Genomic DNA, 21,590 nt, shown 5'->3' with positions numbered 1-21,590 from the left:
ACTGGCTCTGGGTGTCGGGGTTCAATTGCGCTTGGGCTGTTTGGGCTTGGTGCCCTTTTTGCGGGACTTGTCCTTGATGCGGGCTTTGGCGGAGTCTTTGCGCGGTTGTGGGACCTTGCCCTTGGGCGATTTGGGCGCGGGTCCGAACTCTTCCCCCTGGAACTCGGGCTCGCCCTCTACCGGCGTAGTGTCGACCAGCACCTCGCTGACTTCGGCTTCCATATCCCAGCGATCCAGCGCGGTGTCGATGTCTTTTTCGATATCCATCCGCGGAAACTGCGGGCAGGGCGCGTCTTTTTCCGGGTTGTGCCAGCCAGATAGCGGCGCGATGAATACCACCAGGGATTTGTGCAGGTAATTGCGGCCGATGCTGGCTTCAGTCCAGGTAGTCTGCCAGGCGTACTTGCCCTTCACCACGTAGTCACTTTCGTAGGATTTGAGGGTGAGGAAATAGGGATATAGGCGGCCGCCGCGGCAGACAATCCGGCGCTCGGTTTTGATGTTGGCCATCTGGGTAAAGGGGTCGAAGTACCAGCGAATATCGTAGCCGTAGGAGAATTTCATTTTGCCGCCGCTCTCGCTGAAGGCGTAGGAGCGGCCGGTGCCGTCTTTGTTCAGGCTCCACACATGCTGGGCCTCGCCGTCGCGGGAGATCAGCCAGTTGCCCACCCACTGGTCCGCTTTCAGACGGGATTCGGTGGCCCAACCCGGATACTGGGCTTCGTCTTTGGCGCCGGGCTCAGCCGGATTTTCTAGCGGTCTCTCCAGGCCACCGATCTGGCCCGCAGCACCAGCGGTTTTTTCATCCGCTCGGGACGCCGCACCGACACCCAGCAGGACCGCGGCCAGGGCCGCGACGAACACTCTGGGCATGGTTGCAGGAATAAAGCGTTGCTGCTTCATGGTCACAGCCGGTCTCCGCTTGCGCTTTATTCGTCCCTGAAGCTTTCGACACTGGGTTCGGGGGCGCTGGATCTCACCGCCGGCGGGGCGCTCCTGGCCCGACCGGCAGTAAGGCGCTAGGCCCGAGCTGGGGGTATTCATCACCGGCGATCAGTTGCCGGTTGAGGCGGTTTGCTCGGGCGCCTTGCGGTCACCGTTGTAGAGATTGGGGCACTCGGCACCGTGATTCGGGGTTTCCCAATCCGGCAGGCGGCGCTGGAACGACAGGATGCCGCCGTTGTGCTGGCGCCAGTGACGACCGTCGATCACGCTGAAGTCTAGGGTCACCGGGCTCCAGCCGGTAAATTGCGCGTACACCATGCCACTGTTGCAGTGCAGGGTACCGCCGGTGCGGATACGCACCGTGTCGCCCTCGATCCGCCAGGAGATGGCAAAACCATGGGTCAGCTGGCCGTCGGCGCGGAAGCCGTGGGCGAAGCCGGTTCCATCGGCCTTGAGCTGCCACACCAGCTGCTCATCCCCCTGCCCCACCACCAGCCAGTTGCCGGCCCACTGGCGGGCCGTCGCCTGATCGTGGGTTTGCTCCTGGGCGGAGGCCATCACGGGGACAAGGAAAAACACGACCAGCACCAGGCAATAGGCCTGCAGCAGGGACAGGAGAACGGGACGGAAGGACAACTGACGCAAAAACTTCATGCGGCACTCTTCTCTGTTGGGTTCAACGACTGGCGGTTATTTGAACAACCTAAATAAAAGCCTAGTCGTAAATCTCAACAGTGGCAGCAGATGCGACAATTTTCTTTGATTGGGCGCCATGGCAGGCTAAGGGAGCGATTCAATTGGTAGTAGGACAGTTAGTAGAACAGCAGGACTTTCCGTGAAGGTGGCGATGCCGGGTACAGTCTTGTGAGACCGTCTGCGGCCAGGACGGCCGCAGCCGAGCCCCCAGGGATGGGTTCACGGCGTGTCTCACAAGGCTGTACCCGGTATCGTCACCGCCACAGGGGTAAGAAATAAATAGGGCCCCTGAAGTACGCACTTTTTAGTTTTATCCATGTCTCGGCCGGCGCAAGCCATACCACAGCAGTAGTCCCACCCCCAACGCCGCCAGAAACAACAGCGCCGCCCAGCCGTATATCCCGGCACCGGATGTGGGCTGCAATTGCTCGCGACCGCGCACCACATTGGCCTGCAGGCGCTGGAATTTTTCGATCACCTCATTGGCCGGAGCCTGGTCCAGGATGCTCTGGCGCAACTCCTGCCACTGCTGGTCCAGCTGGGTCACCAGTGCCGGGTTACGTGCCATCAGTTCCGCCCGCGCAGGCGCAAACCCCTCGCGCATTGCCAGCATCAGCTGGTGGTAGGCACTGGCGTTATCGCCGCCGCGGTAGGCATTCTGTGCCAGGTACAGCAGCCCGGCAGCACGGGCCAGTGGATGTTGCAGGTGGCGTGTCTGTTGCGGGTGTGCGCGCCACCAGCGCAAGGCATTACCCGCCTCTTGCGGTATTTCCGCCGGCCGCACTATGGCGGCACCGGGCGGGCCCACCAGCGCCGGGAATTGTTCCGCGAGCTTTGCCGAGGGTGCTACCTGTGGCGCAGAAAAACCGGCCACCAGTACCGCCAGCGCCCAACGTTGCCGGCTGCCGAGGTCGCCATCAATGACCTGGCCGTGGGCATCCTCGCGGGTGGGTTCCAGTGCATTGTAAAAATCGTAAAGGCTGAAATTGCCCATGCGGTTCGGGTCGTCCAGGCGACGCTCTGGCTGGGGCGCGCGGCCGCCAATACCGTGGCAGCGGCTGCAGCGCTCGCGGTAGAGCCCCTCCGCCTCCTCCGGCGGTGGCAGCATTTCGGCGGGCGAGCGGGGCACCTGGTAAAGCGCCGCGATGCGGTCCGCCGCGGCATTGGCGCGGCGGCGCACCAGCTCCGGCTCGCGCATCTGTTCGATGATCGCGTCCAGCTCCTGCAGGGAATTGGCCAGTTGCGCCCGTCCCGGTTTGTCCGGCAGTTGCTGCAACAGTGCGGCCGCTACCTGCACGTTTTCCTGCAGCTGGCGGTAGAGGCGCGCATCGCGGGTCGCGCTTTCCACCACCGCCTCGGGGTAATCGACGGCGACAAAGGAAAGAAGGTTGATGGCCCGTGCGGCGGTCGCCTGGTCTTTTTCCTGGGCAGTCTGGGGTTCTGGTGCGGCGTCGCTCTGCGCCCACAGCAGGGATACCCACCCATACAGCAGCAGGAACAGAAACACGCGAAATGGTCGAAATCTGGGCATTTTGTTTGGCTGGCGGAAAATTAACGCTACCCCGTTTTAGCGTAGCAGCTGGGCAGGCTGGGCTGGCAAGGGTTCGAGACAGGAGCAGCAGGCGAACCCGCCCTCGCAGGCATAAAAAAACCCCGCCAGGCGGGGTTTTTCAGCGGCGGGAAAGATCAGCCTTTTTCGGCGCGCTCTTTCTCGATCAGGAAATCCACCACGTCCAGCATCACCTGCTGACCGTTGGACTTGCCCTTGAAGCCTGGCAGAGAGGTGCTGACGCGGTATTTACCGGCCACGACCATTTCCGGGGTACCGGACAGGTTGTAGGCGCGCTGTTTGGCCTGACCCTGCTTGATCTTGCTGTTGATGGCGAAAGAGTTGAGCAGCTTCACCGCTTTGGCGCCATCGGCACCGTTGTCGTTGAAGATGGCGGCGATCGCAGCATCATCCGCTTTCCAGTCGCGGCCATCGCGGGTGGCGAACATTTTGCGCTGCTGGGCGATGGCGTTGAAGATAGGAGCGTGGACCTGATCCAGCACACCCATGGCTTCGGCGACATAGAAGATGCGCGAGTGCACTTCCATCACCGGCTGCCAAATGGCCGGGATCTTTTTCAGCGCCACGTCCTCCGGCATGGTTTTCTGCCATTTTTTCAGCGGTACCTCGAAGTGGTAGCAGTGGCCACAGCCGTACCAGAAGAGTTCGGTGACCTCGATCTTACTGTCGTCGTCCTGGGCGACCGCCTGGGGCAGAACCTCGTAGTATTCGCCAGCTTTGAATTTGCCCCCGGTCTCCTGGGCGCAGGCGGCCAGGCTCAGCAACATGGTGAAGAGTGCGACAACGGCTCTCATAAGTGTGTACTCCGAATTTTATTCTTGGGCCGGCAGCCAGTGCCGGGCTGAAATCATCAAAAACCAGTTAAGGATAACTGTAGACCGCGGAAATTATTGAAGTTCCCCGGTTCCGGTGCAACCCGCACGTTGGCGGAACAAAAGACCGGACACAAAAAGGCCGGTCAGTGACCGGCCCCAGGTGCTATCAAGAAGTGCTCTCAAGAGGTGTTCGCAAGCGCCGGTACCCGGCCTCTCGCTGACTCGCTTACTCGGTCACACCTGCCACATAGTTGGCCAGCGCCTTGATCTCGGCATCGGACAACTGCTTGGCCACACTGCGCATTACGCGGTTGTCGCCATCGTTAGCACGGGCGCCGGAGCGGAAAGCCTTCAGCTGCTTTTCCACATATTCGGCGTACTGGCCAGACAGGCGCGGATAGCCAGCCGGCGCATTGCCCTGGCCCGAGGGAGAGTGACAGCCCATGCATGCCGGTACACCGGTGCTGCTGTTACCCGCGCGGAAGATCTTGCGACCCAGCGCCAGGCCGTCGACGTTATCGCCGTTATTCAGCATCACCGAGAAGGCCTCGGAGCCGGAAATCTGGATATTCTGGGCGGCGAAGTAGGCGGCGATATCCGCCATGTCCTGGTCGCTCATGTTGTCCAGCTGGCCGGTCATCTCGGGTACAACGCGCGCACCGCTTTTGATGTCGTGGATCTGCTTCAGCAGATACTTTTCGCCGAGTCCGGCGATTTTCGGGAAGGTCGGCGCCGGGCTATTGCCGTCGGCTCCGTGGCAGGCCGCACAGGCTGCTGCCTTGGCTTGCCCCGCACTGGCGTCACCAGCAGCATGGCCCAGTTGAGCAAATGCCACCATCCCCAAAGCCAGAGCGGCCTTTTTTATAATGCTGTTCATACGTCGTCCTGTTGCGCGCTGAAGTTTTGCACCCGATCCCCGTTACCAGCAGCTACCATAGGCCCGGCAGCCACCAGCGACGATAAAACCGCGGCATTATATACTTGCGCGCCATCTGAGTGTACCGGGAAGACCAATGTCTGAATCCAATGTAGAACGAATTAACTATCGACGCGCCGAGTTTCTGATCAGCGCCCCCACCCTGGCGGAGTGTCCGGAGGATTTCGGTGCCGAGGTGGCCTTCGCGGGACGCTCGAATGCCGGCAAGTCCAGCGCCATCAATGCGCTCACCGATAACGGCAAGCTGGCGCGCACCTCCAAGACCCCCGGCCGCACCCAGCTGATCAACTTCTTCAAGCTCGGTGAACACCAGCGCCTGGTGGACCTGCCCGGGTACGGCTACGCCAAGGTCGCTCGCTCCATGAAGGACGAGTGGCAGCGCCACCTCGCCTTTTACCTGGAGCAGCGCAACTGCCTCAAGGGCCTGGTGCTGTTGATGGACATCCGCCAGCCGCTGAAAGACTTCGACCTGCAGATGCTCACCTGGGCGGTGAACTCCGGACTGCCGGCGCATATTCTGCTGACCAAGTGCGACAAGCTGAAAAACGGCCCCGCCAACAACATCCGCTTCGCGGTGGAAAAAGAGCTCAAGGAACGCGAACTGGACACCAACGTCACGGTACAGATCTTTTCCGCACCCAAGAGCAAGGGGCTGGACAAGCTGGAGCAGCGCCTGAACCAGTGGCTGGCATTGCCGCAAGAAGGCGAATCTGGCGTGGAGCAGGAAGACGGCCAGTAACCGGCTAATGACTACTGCCGTGGGTATCTTCCTTTAAGCTATCGAGCAGTATGCGCCGCAGTGCCCGCCGTGCGGTGGGTGTGAGGCCGCGCAGCTGCTCGGCGGTGAGATGACGAGCGGCGATCAGGGACACCAGCGCACGCTGGCTGATCTGGACTTTCACATAGCGGTCGGAGGACATGGTTTGGCTCGCTCTTCCTGGCGCGGCGCCCGCTAGTGCAGGCGTGTAGACATCTGCCGCCAGGCGGCCGGCAGTGACCGCGAGGACGACAGTCCTTCCCCGCTATCCAGCGCCTGGCGCCAGGCCTCCGGCACGCCGACACCGGTAGTGTACAGCGCCCGGATACAGTCCGCGGTCATCTGGTAATGGGATTTGACCACCAGCTCCTGTGCCAGCCTTGAGCTGGCAACCACCAGTATGTAATTGCCGTGGCCGCTTTCCCCGCACTGGTGATAGGCCTCCATCAGCAGTCGGGCACTGTCGGTAAAACGCATGGCCGCCACCGAATAACCGGGAGACCGCTCTCCCAGCAGGTAATCCGCCAGTTCAAAGGCGCAGCCGAGAAACGGGATCGCCTGCCGGTACTGCCCCTCCTCGCAAAGCATGGCGCCCCGCTCCATCCATTCCAGCCACGCCTGCTCCGCACGGGAGACACTCGTCATCAGCCACTGGCGATGATTGGCACACAGAAATCGTAAGTTCACCGTCAACCCTCTTGTTCGGCCCGCTGCGGGGCACACCTCAAACACTGCAAACCATGCTAATGCGAAGCATTATCATTTGCAATTGAAGGATAGGTTGCCGATTGCGCTACAAGTGAATTGCGCCGCCAGAATTCGACTAAACTGAAATTAAGCTGCTCACAAATCAACCAGCAACAGACATGGCTGACAGGGCCTGGCGAAGTGACCTGAGGTGTTTTCCGGTACCGATGGGCGGACAGATTGAGCCCTCGCCAGTGAAAGCCAAAGGTGAAGACCAGCGGTAAAACTCACAGGTAAAAAAAAGCCGGCAGATTGCAGCTGCCGGCTAGGGGTCAGTGCCCTTGGGGATGGGCACTTGGGAGGCGTGCCCAGGGGGACGGGCACGCCTTTGGGTTCTCACCCAAATTCCACTGCATCCGATGCACTTCCTTCACTACAAAGACTAAGCTGCGGGGCTAAGGTTCCCCACAATTTTTTCTGTCTTCGTATTCCGTTTCCGGCCTTCGGATTCACAGAACTCTATCCCACAAGACGCATCCTTGCGGGCAAAATATTTCCATTCTGAGACTTTATTCCCCGCAGCCGAGCAATCTCCCATTTCAGCGGGCAATAAACAGTCAACTTTGCGGAAACGCGATGGCGATGCGCGCTGGCGGCAGGTCAAAATTCAGGCAAAAAAAAAGCCCCGATGGGGGTAGTTTCGGGGCGAGGGGCTTCTGACTAAGCTTTGGGGGATGATGTTGCAATCCAACGATCTTGCTTCTTAGAGGGGCTGTTTCCGGCGGAGTTCCACCGGAAACAAAAAATTTTCAAAATAATTTAAAAATTTTTAGTGCGCCTCGTCCCAGTTGGCCCCTTCTCCCAGTTCGGCAATCAGGGGCACGTCCAGTTCCGCCGCTGCCTGCATCAATTCCGGTATCCGCTGCACGACCAGTGAGCGCTCATCTGCGGGCACTTCCAGCACCAGTTCATCGTGCACCTGCATGATCAGCCGGGTCTTGAGTTTTTCATCTCGCAGCCAGGCGTCCACCGCAATCATTGCGCGTTTGATGATGTCTGCCGCGGTGCCCTGCATGGGCGCGTTGATCGCCGTGCGCTCGGCGGCCTGGCGCTGCATGCCGTTGCGGGAGTTGATCTCCGGCAGGTACAGGCGGCGACCAAACAGGGTCTCGACATAGCCCTTGTCCGCGGCTTGTTTGCGGGTATTTTCCATATACGCCAGTACGCCCGGGTAGCGCTCGAAGTAGCGGTCGATATACGACTGGGCATCCGCGCGCGGAATATCCAGCTGCTTGGCAAGACCGAAGGCGCTCATGCCGTAAATCAGGCCAAAGTTGATCGCCTTGGCGCGGCGGCGCTGCTCGTCAGTGACTTCCGTCACCGGCACCTCGAACACTTCAGCGGCGGTTGCGCGGTGAATGTCCGCGCCCTCGGCAAAGGCATCCAGCAACCCCTTGTCCCCGGACAGGTGCGCCATGATGCGCAGTTCGATCTGGGAATAGTCCGCGGCCACAATGGCGCTGCCGCCGTTGATGCGCGGATCGGCCACAAACGCCTGGCGAATGCGGCGCCCCTCTTCGGTGCGGATCGGAATGTTCTGCAGGTTGGGGTCGGAAGAAGACAAACGCCCGGTGGCGGCCACCGCCTGGTGGTAGGAGGTGTGCACGCGGCCGGTGGTCGGGTCGATCATCAGCGGCAGCTTGTCGGTGTAGGTGTTCTTCAGCTTGGCCATACCGCGGTATTGCATGATCAGCGCCGGCAGCTTGTGTGACAGCGCCAGTTCCTGCAACACGGGTTCAGCAGTGGACGGTGCCCCTTTCGGGGTTTTCTTGATGACCGGAATTTCCAGCTTCTCGAACAGAATGCTACCCAGCTGTTTGGTGGAACCGAGATTAAACTCCTCCCCCGCCTCGTCGTAGGCCTGCTGTTCCAGCACGCGCATTTTTTCTTCCAGCTCGCCGGACTGCTTTTTCAGCATGGCCGCGTCGATATAGGCCCCGTTGCGCTCGATGTGGGTGAGCACCGGCACCAGCGGCATTTCGATTTCGTCGAGGACTTTTTCCAGGCTTGGCTCTTTGGCCAGGCGGCTGCTCAGTTCCTGGTGCAGGCGCAGGGTGATATCGGCATCTTCTGCGGCGTAAGGGCCCGCCTTGTCCAACTCTATCTGGTTAAAGGTGAGCTGCTTGGCGCCCTTGCCGGCAATATCCTCGAACTTGATGGTGGTCTCGCCCAGGTATTTCAGGGCGAGGGTGTCCATATCGTGGCGGCTGCCGGTGCTGTTCAGCACGTAGGACTCGAGCATGGTATCGCGGGCGATGCCGCGCAGTTCGATATCGTAGTTGGCGAGGATGTGGCTGTCGTATTTGAGGTTCTGGCCTACTTTTTTGCAGTTCTCGTCTTCGAGAATCGGCTTCAGTTTCGCCAGCGCCTTGTCAAAATCGATCTGCGCCGGCGCTCCCATATAGTCGTGGGCCAGTGGCAGGTAAGCGGCTTCGCCCGCTTCCACCGCAAAGCTCACGCCCACCAGTTTCGCCTGCATATAGTTGAGGCTGGTAGTTTCGGTATCAAAGGCGAAAATTTCCGCGCGCTTGAGTTTCTGCAGCCAGTTATCCAGCTCTTTTTCGTCGAGGAGGATGCTGTAGTTACGTTCAACGGCCATGGCCTCGGCGGCGGATTCGGCATCGCCCTCGCCGGCCAGCTCTTCCACCCAGCTGCGGAATTCCATTTCGGTAAACAGCTCGCGCAGCCTGTCGGTATCCGGTTCGCTGTTGGCCAGCGTCTGTGGCTTATAGTCCATTTCCACATCGGTCTTGATGGTGGCGAGCACATAGGACATATCCGCCGCGTCCTTATGCTCTTCCATTTTCTTCGCCAGGGTTTTGGAACCGCGGAATCCCAACGGCGCTATCCCATCCAGGTTGGCATAAATATCCTTCAGGCTGCCGAGTCCCTGCAGTAGCGCCAGCGCGGTTTTCTCGCCGACACCGGGCACGCCGGGGATGTTGTCCACCTTGTCGCCCATCAGTGCGAGGAAGTCGATGATCAGCTCCGGGCCGACACCAAATTTATCTTTCACCCCGTCCACATCCATCACCGTATTGGACATGGTGTTGACCAGGGTGACCCCAGGGCGCACCAACTGGGCCATGTCCTTGTCGCCGGTGGAAATGATCACGTCCATGCCCTGCTCCGCCCCCTGCAATGCCAGGGTGCCGATGACGTCGTCCGCCTCCACACCGTCAATCACCAGGCGCGGCAGGCCCATGGCATCAATGATGTCGTGGATCGGCTGTATCTGCGCGCGCAGGTCGTCCGGCATCGGCGGGCGGTGGGATTTGTACTCCTCGAACAGCTCGTCGCGGAAGGTTTTGCCCTTGGCATCGAACACCACCACTACCGGGCTGTCCGGGTGCTCCTTCAGGTGTTTGCGCAACATGGATATCACCCCGCGCACGGCGCCGGTGGGCTGGCCATTGCTGGTGGCGAGCGGCGGCAGGGCGTGAAAGGCGCGATAAAGGTAGGAGGAGCCGTCCACCAGAATCAGTGGCGCGGAAGAGGACTTATCGTTGCTCATAGACAAATAGAAATTCGGTTTGCTGTGACGGATTTGTTGGGCGACAGGATACCCGCGTTGAAAGAATTTCGCTCGTGCACCGGCGGCGGAATTTGCCCCGCGGCCGTTCAATCCATCGTCGCCGCCGCGCCAGTCATCGCAGTGTCACCCCCGTCTCGGCAGCAGCTTCTAGGCTTGGTAAAGGGAAATTACCGAGAGGCAAAACACCATGAAATCCCGCCTATTTGTCCCCCTGGCCCTGGCTCTGGGGATCGCCGGTGCGGCGGCTGCGCAGGACCAGAGCCACAATGGCAGCACCGGGGAAACCGTTCAACCGAGCTCCGCCTATGCCGCAGAGACCATGGAGCACCTGGAGGCCGTTGCCCACCCGGTCCCGGATCTGGTCACCGAAGAAAACGCCGACACCAACAAGCGCCTGGTCGAAGAGCAGAACCGCGAGCAGTATCGCCAGGACATGCTGCGTGTGCACAATCGGCGGGCGCTGATGACCAGTGTGCACACCAGCCAGCAGCAACAGGTGAAGGCCTTCATGGCGGAAGGACAGCAGGAACAGGAAGAGCAGCAGGTGGTGCAAGAAGCGGCACCACCGATGTCTACCGATACGCTGGAACTGCCAACCGAAGCCCTTGAGTCACTCGAGAATCTGGATCAGCCACTGCCGGTGAGCAGCGGGGAAGAAGCGGATCGGGTATCACCTGCAGCAGATGTACAGGTAGATGAAGAACCTGCCGACAAACCCGAACAGGAGCCGAGCTGACGCAGTTCCGACTAGCCGCTGTTAATAACTCTACTGGCTGCTAAAAAGTCTACTGGCTGCGGTCGGGAATACTTCCCAGGCACTGGCGGGTATCCGTCAGCAGTTGCTCCATAAGCTGGCGGTAGCCGGCACCTGCCGGCAACAGGCTCCCCAGTGGGTCCAGCGCCTGGTAGCCCAGGTTCAGGTGTGCCGCGGTCTGGCGATCGCGATCATTGGCGGGGACTTCACCAAACAGGCAGCCGCGCTGCTCACCATTTTCGGTTGGCTTACGGGTTTCCAGCATGGTGCGGGCACCGTGCTGATGGCTGGCCGAAGAGCCCAGGCTCTGCACCGCCACCCCGGCAGGGCCGAAGAACTGGCTGTAAGCCTGGTGGGTTGAGACCACCGCCGCATCCCGATAGGCCCAGAGCGCGCGGTCCTGCACCTTTTGCAGGTTGGCCATGGCGCGCGAAAAATCTCGCGCCCGCTGGCGGTATTGCTCTGCCTGCTGCGGATGCAGTTCCGCCAGACGCCCGGCAATGTGTGCCGCCATTACCGCCGCATTGCGTGGTCGCAGCCACAGGTGCGGGTCGCCGGCGTCAGCGCCTTCATATTCATAGCCCCCGGCGGCCAGCAGGCCCAGCTGCTTCTGCTCCGGTAACAGCGCCATCTGGCGCGCCAGCACCGACTCCATGGCCGGTCCCATCCAGATCACCAGCTGTGCCTTTTCCATGGTTGCGCGGTCGGTGACTTTGGGGGCGTAGTGGTGGGGATCGCCATTTCGCACCAGGGTATGCACCGGGGTATCAGTCCCGGCAATTTCTGCGGCGATCATCGCCAGCGGCGCAATGCTGACAACAATGTCCCGCGCGCCATCATCATTTGTCGCAGTGGCGTTTTCACCCCGGTCACAGGCGGTGAGTACAAGCGCCGCCACAACAGCGATCAGCCCCCGTGCCAGAGTGCGGAAAATGGACATAGCAGTACAACCTCAGGATCCGTTTCAATTGGGGGCCAGCGTTGAGATGGCCGCCAAACCACCCGTTGCGCCCCGCAAAAGGGGGTGCGATATAATCACACCCGGCTTACACTCGCCAGCCGTTCACCCACCTAAATGAAAGACCTGCTACACGGGAGCCTCCCCTGACTCAATCCGCGCCGCTTATTCGTGCCCGGGGCCTCGGCCTGGAAATTGCCGGCCGGCAACTGCTGCGGGATATCTCCCTGGAGCTGGAGCCGGCGGAAATTGTCACCGTCATCGGCCCCAACGGCGCCGGCAAGACTACCCTGTTGCGCCTGTTGCTGGGACTGACGAAGCCCACCAGTGGCAGCGTCGAGCGCCGTCCCGGCCTGCGTTTGGGGTATATGCCCCAGCGCCTGCACATCGACGCCACCATGCCGATGACCGTGGGACGCTTCCTGCAACTGGGTATCGATAACGTCAAGGTGGCGGATGCGCTGGCGCGGGTCGGTGCCGGGCAATTGGCGGACGCACGCCTGGCGGACCTTTCCGGCGGCGAAATGCAGCGGGTGTTGCTGGCACGCGCCGCCGCCCGCAAACCCCAGCTGCTGGTACTGGACGAGCCCACCCAGGGGGTGGATATCGGTGGCCAGGGCGAGGTCTATCAACTGATTGCGCAATTGCGCGACGAACTGCACTGTGGCGTGTTACTCGTATCCCACGACCTGCACCTGGTGATGGCCGCTACCGACCGGGTGCTCTGCGTCAACCAGCATATCTGCTGTCACGGCCACCCGGAGCAGGTCAGCCGCGACCCGGCCTACCTCGAACTGTTCGGGGACAAACTGGCGCTCTACAACCACCAGCATAACCATCATCACGATCTGAGTGGCGAAGTGGTCGACGATTGCTGTGGTCACGATCACCAGCACGATCACGGGCATGACCATAACCATAACCATGACCATGACCATGACCATGACCATGACCACAGCAGCGATCCGGCCAGCAAACACAACGGGGACCAATAGTCAGCGTGAACGATTTTTCCCAGCTGCTGTACAGCAGTTTTCTCTGGTATGCCCTGGCCGCCGGACTACTGGTCGCCGTCGTCAGCGGCCCCCTTGGCTGTTTTGCGGTGTGGCGGCGCATGGCCTACTTTGGCGACACCCTCGCCCACTCTGCGCTGCTTGGTGTCACCCTCGGTTTCGTACTGCACATACAACCGACCCTGGCAGTGGGCGCCAGCAGCTGCCTGCTGGCTTTGCTACTGGTGTATTTCCAGCGCCGCCAGAATCTGTCTGTAGATACCCTGCTCGGTATTCTTTCCCACTCGATGCTGGCGCTGGGCATCATTACCGTCAGCCTGCTGGACATCAATGTAGACCTGCTGTCGCTGCTGCTGGGAGACCTGCTGGCGGTGTCCACCGAGGATCTGATGCTGATGACCGCCGCTGCGGTGGTGATTGCCGCACTGCTGCTGTTACTGTGGCCAAAACTGCTGGCTTTTACGCTGCACGAGGAGTTGGCGGCGGTAGAGGGCGTGCGAATTGAAAGGATTCGGCTGGCACTGATGCTGATGCTGGCACTGCTGATCGCCATCGCCATGAAAGTCGTGGGCGTCCTGCTGATTACCGCCCTGCTGATTATTCCCGCCGCCACCGCCAGGCGCATTTCCACCACCCCGGAACAGATGGCCGCATATGCGTCGCTGATCGGTTGTATTGCGGTGCTGCTGGGCCTTGCCGCATCGGTATTGTGGGACAGCCCCGCGGGGCCGTCGATTGTACTGGCGGCAGGGGTGATTTTTCTTTTGGGTCAGTTCTGGTCAAGAAGCGAAGCGTGATCCGCTAGTAATCTGCCAGGTCGCCAGTGCGTATTCACGCTATTCACCACCAATACCAAAATAGAAAGCTACCTCTCCGGCATCATCATTCGTGTCAGGGAATCCGGTAAAGCGGATACCGTGTTCGATGTACTGGCTGGATTGCGCGGCTTGAATGGGTAGCCCCGTTTCGAGTCCAGACGATCGCTGCTGGGCTTAAGTCAAGTTGCTTAGTAGAAGCAACCAAACCACAAGCAATCCATTCACGAATTTTATTTATCCTTACTACAACTTGACGCCATGTAAACTCTCGAACTCTTTCAACCATTTTTCGTACTGTTCCTGGTCGATTTTTTCTTTTCTCTCTTCCTCTTTTCTTTGCTGAATTAGTTTTTCCGCAAATCTATCCAGCAGGCAATTCGCATCTCTAATAAGGTCATGATTTTGTGCCAATTCCTCCAGTTGCGCATTTGCTTTTTTTGTCGGATGCACTTGCAGTGTAGAAAATATCAGTTCGGCAATACTTCCCGAATACTGGTTATCATCACCAACCTCGAAAAATACTATTTTGTCGCGTCCTGACTTGAACAACACAAAGTGTGAGAAATGATCGTAGATTAAATCAGACTTAACAGTGATAAGTACTGCGTCCTGATTTCCAAGCGCTCTATGTCGGACTTCGATGTTCTCTATCTGAAACTGAGCGTCCTCATAAATATGATGCGACCCACATTCGAACACATGCCCAACGATCACCTCCAATATTGCGTCGTACGAGCTACACTTTTTTTCGTCGAATGTCGCCTCACAAATTGTCATTTCAACAATATTGAATCTGGTGTGGTATCGCGTGTAATCGTAACCAACCAAGTATCTTTTAGCCTCTGTGGACCATTGATACTTCTTCCAGCGTTTAATCTCTGAAATATGTACCGGAAACTTTAAACGTTGCGTCAGCTTCCTATCAACCTCACCATAATAAGTTCTACTACTTTCGGAATGTATATTCCTTTCCGGGACACCATACCTTAAGTTTAACCCGTAGATTTTAGCTTCTTCGTTATTGATCGCCTTTTGCGAAGGCCCCAACCGTCGCTCCTTACTCAAGAAAAAGCATTTAAATGGATTTCCAAAATGATAATAAGACCAGAACAAATCAAGAAAGGGAGTGACAGTAATTTTTCCTATTTTGTTCGTACCAAGCATTACGAAAGATAACTGCCATTTACCCTGCGCAATAAAATAGAAAAAACAAAACATTGATGGCAGCAAGATAATCAATGTTTTTATTTCATGGGGATTTTTATCGGTAAGCCGAATCCAATGCACGATTCCGTGTATTAAAATTGGAATACAGAATAGTAATAATTCAGTCGGAGAAGTTAGGTTTTCAGTAATAAAGTTAAATTGAAGGTCCATCTTCCTACATAGTTCCTATCGCCAGCAGTAATCCAGCACTGCGGCAAAATCCATACAATTTATCGTCGTCGCAAAAAATTAGGCAGTAAGTTCAATAGATGACTTCTAGCTATCAACCGGGATATTTCAGCAGAGTCATATGCAACAGATTTACCCCCCAGTGGGTAAACACACAGGCCCAGAAGCTGCCGCGCAGTTGCCAGATCAGGGCGTAGCCCAGGCCCGCCAATCCAACCAGTGCCAGCATGGTGATGGATACCGCCCAGCCGGTGTGCATCTGGATAAACAGCAGTGTTACCAGAATGGTGGGGATCCAGGGCCAGCGGTGTAGCCACTGGCCCAGTCCGCGCTGCAATACCCAGCGGAAAAATCCCTCTTCGGCGATACACACCACCACCAGGTTCAGCAATGCGGCAAGGGCGATAGCGGCGGTAAGTTTGGGCTGGAAATCGAGAAAAAACGCACCAACGATTATCGGCGTAACAATGGCGATTGCCATCAGAGGGAAGTCACTGCGCTTACAGGGCTGTGGACGCACCAGCATAAACAGCACCAGGGTCAGGGCAATGACAGCCTTGGCCGGGCGGAAGCTGGGATAAATTTCGCTGCCGCCCTGCAGGTACGGTTCCATTAATAAAATATGGTCGTTGCCGGGAATGGCGCCGCTGGTGACGATGACCATTAACAGTGCGGTAATCACATAGCTGGCAACCTTCTTCCAGCCGACCGCGGTGTCCATCGCCAACAGTCCCAACCAGATGGCCGGCGCAAAGACACCGATCCAGCCAAAGGGAATGGCCAGCAGGCACAGAAATGCAGCAGGAAGCCAGAGGGTTTTGCCTTCGAGGGGCGCATCGGCGGCAATCACCGGCGCACCCCGCTGTACGTTGAGTGAAAACATAGAAAATCCATTTTCGTTTTGCGAGCGGGGGGAGTTGCTTGGCGCCATCATAGCGCCAAGCAGAAAAGATTTCAGTGACCGGGTACCGGTCAGGCGTACAACAAGTTAACCGTTGTAAGTGGTACGCATGGAGCGATAGGTCAGTTTCATTTTGGCAGGGTCGAGCGGTGCCTTGAAAAACCCGTGGTAGTGTCCGCGCGGATTGATGAGCACTACTTGAGAACCGTGATCCACGGTGTAGTTGCCATCTTCCAGCGGCACCTTGTTAAAAGGTACGTTCAGCTGGTTGGCGAAACGCTTCAGGCTCAGGAATTCCCCAGTCACCCCGTGAAACTCCGGATTGAAATAGCGCACATAGTCGTGCAGCTGCTGTGGCTGGTCCCGCTGTGGGTCTACTGATACCAGCAGGATATCGGTGTCTTTTCGGGTCGCCTCATCCAAGGTCTGGTAGAAGTTGTTCAGGGTCGCCAGGGTGGTCGGGCAGACGTCCGGGCAGTGGGTGAAACCAAAAAATACCAGGGTCCAGCGCCCTTCCAACGCGCTGGTTTTGAACACCTCACCGGTATCTGCGAGTAATTCAAATTCATCCAGAATGCGCGGCCGCTCCAGTTTGATAGCGCCATTCAGTTGCAGCTCGGCGTCGGTAATTACCCGCGGCTGCCCCATTTTGTGCAGAAAGCCCGCGAGTACCGCGATCATGAACAACACCATAACGGCAATGCTCAGATAAATTCCGCGCTTTTGCGCGGGTGTATGTTGGACATTCGCGCTCATGGCCCAGCTCCCGATTAACCCGCCACCGGCGGCAGTGCCACCAGGTAGTGATCCAGCAACATGATGCAGAAAAGCGCCATCAGATAGATGATGGAATACTTGAAGGTTTCCATACCCGCTTTGGGGTTTTTATCCCGCAGCATTTCTACCGCCCAGTAAAGGAATCCCAGCCCCAGCACGACGGCACCCAGCAGATAGAGCCAACCCAGCATGGCAGTGGCGAATGGCAGCAGGCTAACCGCGAGCAGGATAAAGGTGTACAGCAGAATATGGATTTTGGTGTATTGGACCCCGTGGGTAATCGGCAGCATGGGAATTTCCGCTTTGGCATAATCGTCGCGGCGATGCACCGCCAGCGCCCAGAAGTGCGGCGGCGTCCAGGCAAAAATGATCAGTGCCAGTAACAGGCCGTGGCCGTGAATATCACCGGTTACCGCAACCCATCCCAACAGTGGAGGCGCAGCGCCGGCGAGACCGCCGATCACAATATTCTGCGGCGTCGCCCGTTTCAGGAACATGGTGTAAACCACGGCATAGCCGAGCAGGGAGAAGAGCGTGAGCCAGGCGGTCAATGCATTGACGAATGCGAGCAGGATCGCCATGCCACTGCAGCCGAGCGCCAAAGCAAATAGCAGGGCTTTTTGCGGTTCGACCCGGCCGCGCGCCACCGGGCGATTGGTGGTACGCGCCATTTTGATATCCACATGGCGATCCACCAGGTGATTGACCGCCGCCGCGCCGCCGGCGCACAGCGCGATACCGAGGTTACCGAGAATCAGAATATCCAGCGGTACCATGCCCGGCACCGCCAGCAGCATGCCGATCACCGAGGTGAGGATCATCAGCATCACCACCCGCGGTTTGGTGAGCTCGTAATAATCGCGCCAGCCGGCTCTCTGGACACTCTTCGCCTGTATTGCCTGAGTACTCATGGTCACCACCTCGGTTATTTATTATTTGCGGCCAGATTCCCTGCGGCCATTTAATATATTTCGACGGTATCCTAGGGTGTTCTCCCTATTGCCGGCTGCACCGTATTAATCCGGTAGCAGAAGGTCAGCAGGCTCAATAACAACAGCGCCGCACCGGCATTGTGTGCCACCGCAACCGGCAGTGGCAGGAACATCACTACGTTCGCAATTCCCAGCCCCACTTGCAAGCAAAGGACCGCCATCAAACCCTGCGCCCAGCGCGGTGAACCGGCACGCCAGGCGAGGAATGCGAGTAGGCTGACGAGCAGGGTGACAAGGATGGCGCCGATGCGATGGGTCAGGTGAATCGCGGTGCGCGCGTCACTTTCCAGGGCACCGCCCAGGTAATTGGGCCCGATTTGCTGGGAGACATTAAACCCCTGTGAGAAATCGGCACTGGGCCACCACTGGTTGTGGCAGGTGGGAAAGTCCGGGCAGGCCAACGCGGCATAGTTGGAGCTGGTCCATCCGCCGAGGGCGATTTGCAGACTGACCACAACGATGGCGGCCACCGCCAGGGGTCGGATTTTTTGCAGCGCGGTAAATTCGTGGGGTGGTATCAGGCGTTTGCGATAGCGCAGCCGCTCCGCCAGCATCCACAGTACCGACAGGGTCGCCATACCACCCAGCAGGTGTAAGGTAACCACTTGCGGCCAGAGCTTCAGGGTCACCGTCCACATACCGAAAGCAGCCTGCAGAATGATCAGTCCCAGCAGAATATGGCTCTGGAAAAAACCGCGGTGACCGCGGCGGCGCCAGAACATATAGGTCAGTCCCGCCACCAGCAATAACAGCATGCCGGCGAAGTAGCGATGCACCATTTCCGGCCAGGTCTTGTCGGTTTCTACCGGAGTATCGGGAAACGCCTGGTTGGCCGCGGCAATTTCGTGACCTTCATTGGGCCACAGCAGGTGACCGTAACAACCGGGCCAGTCCGGACAGCCGAGACCGGCATGCGACAGGCGAGTGAACGCACCCAGCACAACCACCACTAGCGCCAACCCGGTGCCGATCAGCGCCAGGCGGAAGCGCCAGTCTTTTTTGTAATTTTTGCGCAGTTCGGTGATATCCGATTCCACGTCCATTCGCTCTCTCCCCTTTCCTGTTACGTCTGGGATTACTTTTCGTAGGAGTACTTCAGCAGTCGTTTGATGTCTTTGAGTAACTGGTTGCCGGTATAGCGGTTGTCGTAGACCATCATCGCGAACCCCTTCTGATCCACCAGCAGCGCACTCGGGCGCTTGAGCGCGGCGTGATCACTGTCTGCCAGCCACTGGTCAATCTGCTGCTGGTCCGCGGTGGTGAAGCGCAGCTTGGGGTGTTGGCTGGCCAAGTCCTTGTGGCGCTCGGGGCTGAGCGCGTCGCCGGTGACCAGCAGACGCTCTACCCGGTGTGCCTTGTCGCCCAGGCGGATATGCACCTGGCGCGTGGTATAGAGCAGCTTTTCACACTCGCCAGCACACTGTTCGCCGCCAATAATCAGGTAACGCCATTTCGGCTCTTCCGACGTAATGGCAACCGTTGCGCCGTCATCGCTGCGCAGTGAGATGTCCGCAACATTGTGTGCGGGCACCAGCAACTCGCCCTGGTTCACCGTGTCCATCGGCATACCGACGCCGGTGTAAAACACGATATAGGCCGCAACGATGGGAAAGGCCACCGCGACAAATACACCGAGGCCGGCCCAGCGACCGAGATCGCGCTTTCGGGTTTGCCTATCGGTGGAAAGCCGGGTATCCGTGCCCTCGCTCGCTTGTTCGTTCGGGGTCTGGAAATTTTCTGCCATTGCTGTCACCTCGCTATCGCGCCGTGATGCCAGCCCTTTCCGGGCCGACCTGGGGCCTGCTCCCCGCACCGCGCTCGTTATTGTTATGACTCGTGTTCGATATGACTTCTTATATTTATAAGTAGGATTATCTATTGATTGCGGCTTTTTTAAACCACTTTTCGCGAACCAGTATCCGGATATTGGTCGCCGCCAGCACCCAGAGAATCAGCAGCGCCGCCGCCATGGAAAACCACTGTACCGCATAACCCCAATGTTTTTGTGGCTTGATATTCACCAGCTGCCAACCGGTGGTAAACGCCGTATCCGAATCAGCGCTGATACGAATATGCCAGGCCGGTTGCGTCAACTCGGGACTTCCGCTGACCGCTACCTGCAGGGATTGCACGCGGCTGTGACTGGGTGCCATAGACACCGTGCCATTTGAACCGGAGTTGGAGTTGGAACTGAGGTTGGAATCAGTGCTGCTATCGACACTCGGGTAGAGGAAACCGGTAATCACTTTCGCCGCCAGTGGATAAGGCACTTCCGGTAGCTGAGTCCGGTCACTTCCCGCCGGCAACCAGCCGCGGTTGATGAGCCAGTGCGTTTTCTCCTGTTCACCCTGTCCGGTGACAAAGCTCTGCAGGACCTCATAGCCCACACGACCATTGCGCGTGCGGTTGTCCAGATAAAAATAGTGATCGGTATAAACACCAAGCAGCCTAACCGGTGTGTATTGCTGCAATTTTTGCAGTGACTGGATTGGCTGCGGCTGGGATGCGAGCCGCTCGTCGATATCGTTGAGGATTCTGGCCTTCTCTGCAGCGCGTTCAAGCTGCCAAACGCCAAGACCCAGTAATAGCGGGAAAAAACACAAACACAGGATGCTGAGTGGCCAGCTGCTGATCAGTGTTACACTGGCGGCTTGCGACTGTTCCTCCAGTTCCGTGGAGTCTCTTTCCGCCCCGGAGCGCAATTCTTTGTCGCTGGATTTGAGCGACGATTTCGGAACTGTCATGCCAATAACTACTTCTACTTCTGTTTACTGCTAAATAGTGGCGATAAATTATGTGGCTAAAAACAATAATTGTGGTTTTGTTTCTCGCCGTGCTGGCCAGCCTGACCAGTGCCCTGGTTTTTCTGTTGCGGGATATGGGCGCACCGGAATCCAAACGCACCCTTTATGCACTCGGTATCCGTATTTCCCTTGCGGCGCTGTTACTGCTGACCATCTGGTATGGATTTCACAGCGGCATCCTTTCCAATACCGCGCCCTGGGCCAATAAATACTAAAAGCGAACTTTTTAAGATGGGTGCAATCGCACCCATCTTCTCTTTGGTAGTGCGCTTTTGCTTTCTATTAGGCACCAAGTACGTAGACAAAGATAAACAGGCCCACCCAGACCACATCCACAAAGTGCCAGTACCAGCTGGCCGCTTCAAACCCGAAGTGATCGTCCGGCTTGAAATGATGTGCGATCACGGAACGCAGCAGCATGATCAACAGCATGATAGTGCCCAGCGTCACGTGTGCGCCGTGGAAGCCGGTGAGCATGAAGAAAGTGGTCCCATAAATCCCGGATTCGAGCGTCAGCCCAAGGTGCTGGTAGGCTTCAAAATATTCTTCCACCTGGAAAAACAGGAAGGCCACACCCAGGGCAACAGTTGCGCCCAGCCACAGATTGAATGCCTGTCGCTTGCCTTTTTTCAGGAACACATGGGCAATATGCACCGTCACACTGGAAGCAAGCAGGAGAACCGTATTGAGTAGCGGTAAGTGCCAGGGGTCAATAATCCCTTTCGGTCCCACCACTTTTGCGGCTTCGCCACTAACCGCCTGCTCGGGGGTCACCATCAACGGCCAGGTATTCTCGAAGCCGCTCCACAGCATATTGGAGCTACCGCGATCCCCTTCACCACCGAGCCACGGCAGCGCGAAAGTGCGAATGTAATACAGCGCGCCAAAGAATGCCGCGAAGAACATCACTTCGGAAAAAATAAACCAGCCCATACCCCAGACGTAGGAGCGCTTGAGCTGATCGCTATTGAGACCCTGCATATTTTCCTTGATGACTTCCGCAAACCAGAACCACAACACAGTGGCCATGGACAGGGCGCCGGCAAAGAAAATATAGGAGCTGCCGCCATTGACCCAGGTGGCGGCACCGAAGGCCGTCAGGAATATGCCGATGGTGGCGAAGATAGGCAGCCGGGACTGCTCGGGAACATAGTAGCTGCTTTCGGTGGCCATAGT

Annotated in this window: 22 protein-coding genes; 5 read left to right on the top strand and 17 right to left on the bottom strand. The window is 58.0% G+C overall.

The features are described 5' to 3' along the window. Positions 1 to 21: 21 nt before the first annotated feature. The 5 genes from M0G74_RS12710 to M0G74_RS12690 form a co-directional block, all read right to left on the bottom strand. Positions 22 to 903, bottom strand: a complete 882-nt coding sequence (locus M0G74_RS12710; RefSeq protein ID WP_248217564.1) for a hypothetical protein — start codon at positions 901 to 903, stop codon at positions 22 to 24. 150 nt (positions 904 to 1,053) lie between these two features. Continuing rightward, entirely contained in the window at positions 1,054 to 1,599 is a 546-nt protein-coding gene (locus M0G74_RS12705; protein WP_248217563.1) for a hypothetical protein, read from the bottom strand. Between the two features lie 352 nt (positions 1,600 to 1,951). Continuing rightward, entirely contained in the window at positions 1,952 to 3,172 is a 1,221-nt protein-coding gene (locus M0G74_RS12700; protein ID WP_248217561.1) for a hypothetical protein, read from the bottom strand. A 155-nt stretch (positions 3,173 to 3,327) separates the two neighbouring features. Further along, complete coding sequence (locus M0G74_RS12695; RefSeq protein ID WP_160151807.1) at positions 3,328 to 4,005, bottom strand: thiol:disulfide interchange protein DsbA/DsbL; 678 nt, start codon at positions 4,003 to 4,005, stop codon at positions 3,328 to 3,330. A gap of 247 nt (positions 4,006 to 4,252) precedes the next feature. Continuing rightward, a complete protein-coding gene (locus M0G74_RS12690; RefSeq protein WP_160151808.1) occupies positions 4,253 to 4,903 on the bottom strand; it encodes a c-type cytochrome in 651 nt (216 codons plus the stop codon). A 136-nt stretch (positions 4,904 to 5,039) separates the two neighbouring features. Between M0G74_RS12690 and yihA the strand changes: the two genes are divergently transcribed. Next, on the top strand, positions 5,040 to 5,702 hold the full coding sequence (gene yihA / locus M0G74_RS12685; protein WP_248217559.1) for a ribosome biogenesis GTP-binding protein YihA/YsxC: 663 nt from the start codon (positions 5,040 to 5,042) through the stop codon (positions 5,700 to 5,702). 4 nt (positions 5,703 to 5,706) lie between these two features. Here yihA and M0G74_RS12680 read toward each other — a convergent pair whose 3' ends face one another. From M0G74_RS12680 to polA, 3 genes are all read right to left on the bottom strand, one after another. Then, a complete protein-coding gene (locus M0G74_RS12680) occupies positions 5,707 to 5,883 on the bottom strand; it encodes a hypothetical protein (protein WP_248217546.1) in 177 nt (58 codons plus the stop codon). A gap of 32 nt (positions 5,884 to 5,915) precedes the next feature. Beyond that, on the bottom strand, positions 5,916 to 6,407 hold the full coding sequence (locus M0G74_RS12675; RefSeq protein ID WP_248217545.1) for a hypothetical protein: 492 nt from the start codon (positions 6,405 to 6,407) through the stop codon (positions 5,916 to 5,918). 829 nt (positions 6,408 to 7,236) lie between these two features. Continuing rightward, positions 7,237 to 9,981 carry a DNA polymerase I gene (polA, locus tag M0G74_RS12670; protein ID WP_248217544.1) on the bottom strand — a complete coding sequence of 915 codons (2,745 nt, stop codon included), beginning with the start codon at positions 9,979 to 9,981 and terminating at the stop codon, positions 7,237 to 7,239. 208 nt (positions 9,982 to 10,189) lie between these two features. Here polA and M0G74_RS12665 point away from each other — a divergent pair, with 208 nt between their 5' ends. Beyond that, the gene (locus M0G74_RS12665) at positions 10,190 to 10,738 is read left to right on the top strand and encodes a hypothetical protein (protein WP_248217538.1); all 549 of its coding nucleotides are present in this window, start codon (positions 10,190 to 10,192) and stop codon (positions 10,736 to 10,738) included. A gap of 49 nt (positions 10,739 to 10,787) precedes the next feature. On the opposite strand, the gene M0G74_RS12660 is transcribed toward M0G74_RS12665, so the two are convergent. Beyond that, complete coding sequence (locus M0G74_RS12660) at positions 10,788 to 11,696, bottom strand: zinc ABC transporter substrate-binding protein (protein WP_248217537.1); 909 nt, start codon at positions 11,694 to 11,696, stop codon at positions 10,788 to 10,790. A gap of 164 nt (positions 11,697 to 11,860) precedes the next feature. On the opposite strand from M0G74_RS12660, the gene znuC reads away from it, so the two are divergent. Further along, positions 11,861 to 12,709 (top strand): zinc ABC transporter ATP-binding protein ZnuC, encoded by an 849-nt coding sequence (znuC, locus tag M0G74_RS12655; protein ID WP_248217683.1) that lies wholly within the window; start codon positions 11,861 to 11,863, stop codon positions 12,707 to 12,709. Between the two features lie 5 nt (positions 12,710 to 12,714). Then, positions 12,715 to 13,524: an iron chelate uptake ABC transporter family permease subunit gene (locus M0G74_RS12650; RefSeq protein WP_160151815.1), complete on the top strand. Its 810-nt coding sequence runs from the start codon at positions 12,715 to 12,717 to the stop codon at positions 13,522 to 13,524. 264 nt (positions 13,525 to 13,788) lie between these two features. Here M0G74_RS12650 and M0G74_RS12645 read toward each other — a convergent pair whose 3' ends face one another. From M0G74_RS12645 to M0G74_RS12615, 7 genes are all read right to left on the bottom strand, one after another. Continuing rightward, the gene (locus M0G74_RS12645; RefSeq protein ID WP_248217535.1) at positions 13,789 to 14,922 is read right to left on the bottom strand and encodes a hypothetical protein; all 1,134 of its coding nucleotides are present in this window, start codon (positions 14,920 to 14,922) and stop codon (positions 13,789 to 13,791) included. Between the two features lie 112 nt (positions 14,923 to 15,034). Further along, complete coding sequence (locus tag M0G74_RS12640; protein WP_248217533.1) at positions 15,035 to 15,823, bottom strand: CPBP family intramembrane glutamic endopeptidase; 789 nt, start codon at positions 15,821 to 15,823, stop codon at positions 15,035 to 15,037. Positions 15,824 to 15,928: 105 nt separating this feature from the next. Next, entirely contained in the window at positions 15,929 to 16,597 is a 669-nt protein-coding gene (locus tag M0G74_RS12635) for an SCO family protein (protein WP_248217531.1), read from the bottom strand. 14 nt (positions 16,598 to 16,611) lie between these two features. Beyond that, positions 16,612 to 17,529: a heme o synthase gene (cyoE, locus tag M0G74_RS12630; protein ID WP_160151819.1), complete on the bottom strand. Its 918-nt coding sequence runs from the start codon at positions 17,527 to 17,529 to the stop codon at positions 16,612 to 16,614. 71 nt (positions 17,530 to 17,600) lie between these two features. After that, the gene (locus tag M0G74_RS12625) at positions 17,601 to 18,653 is read right to left on the bottom strand and encodes a COX15/CtaA family protein (protein WP_248217529.1); all 1,053 of its coding nucleotides are present in this window, start codon (positions 18,651 to 18,653) and stop codon (positions 17,601 to 17,603) included. A gap of 32 nt (positions 18,654 to 18,685) precedes the next feature. Further along, positions 18,686 to 19,354, bottom strand: coding sequence for a hypothetical protein (locus M0G74_RS12620; RefSeq protein WP_248217527.1), 669 nt, complete (start codon positions 19,352 to 19,354; stop codon positions 18,686 to 18,688). A gap of 127 nt (positions 19,355 to 19,481) precedes the next feature. Beyond that, a complete protein-coding gene (locus M0G74_RS12615; protein ID WP_248217520.1) occupies positions 19,482 to 20,354 on the bottom strand; it encodes an SURF1 family protein in 873 nt (290 codons plus the stop codon). Between the two features lie 50 nt (positions 20,355 to 20,404). Between M0G74_RS12615 and M0G74_RS12610 the strand changes: the two genes are divergently transcribed. Then, the gene (locus tag M0G74_RS12610; protein WP_248217519.1) at positions 20,405 to 20,629 is read left to right on the top strand and encodes a DUF2909 domain-containing protein; all 225 of its coding nucleotides are present in this window, start codon (positions 20,405 to 20,407) and stop codon (positions 20,627 to 20,629) included. A 67-nt stretch (positions 20,630 to 20,696) separates the two neighbouring features. Here M0G74_RS12610 and M0G74_RS12605 read toward each other — a convergent pair whose 3' ends face one another. After that, positions 20,697 to 21,587: a cytochrome c oxidase subunit 3 gene (locus tag M0G74_RS12605; RefSeq protein ID WP_160151823.1), complete on the bottom strand. Its 891-nt coding sequence runs from the start codon at positions 21,585 to 21,587 to the stop codon at positions 20,697 to 20,699. Positions 21,588 to 21,590: the final 3 nt, after the last annotated feature.

Origin of the sequence: Microbulbifer sp. CAU 1566 (assembly GCF_023156515.1) — a bacterium.
Classification (GTDB): Bacteria; Pseudomonadota; Gammaproteobacteria; order Pseudomonadales; family Cellvibrionaceae; genus Microbulbifer.
This window is presented reverse-complemented; position numbering and strand designations above follow the sequence as displayed.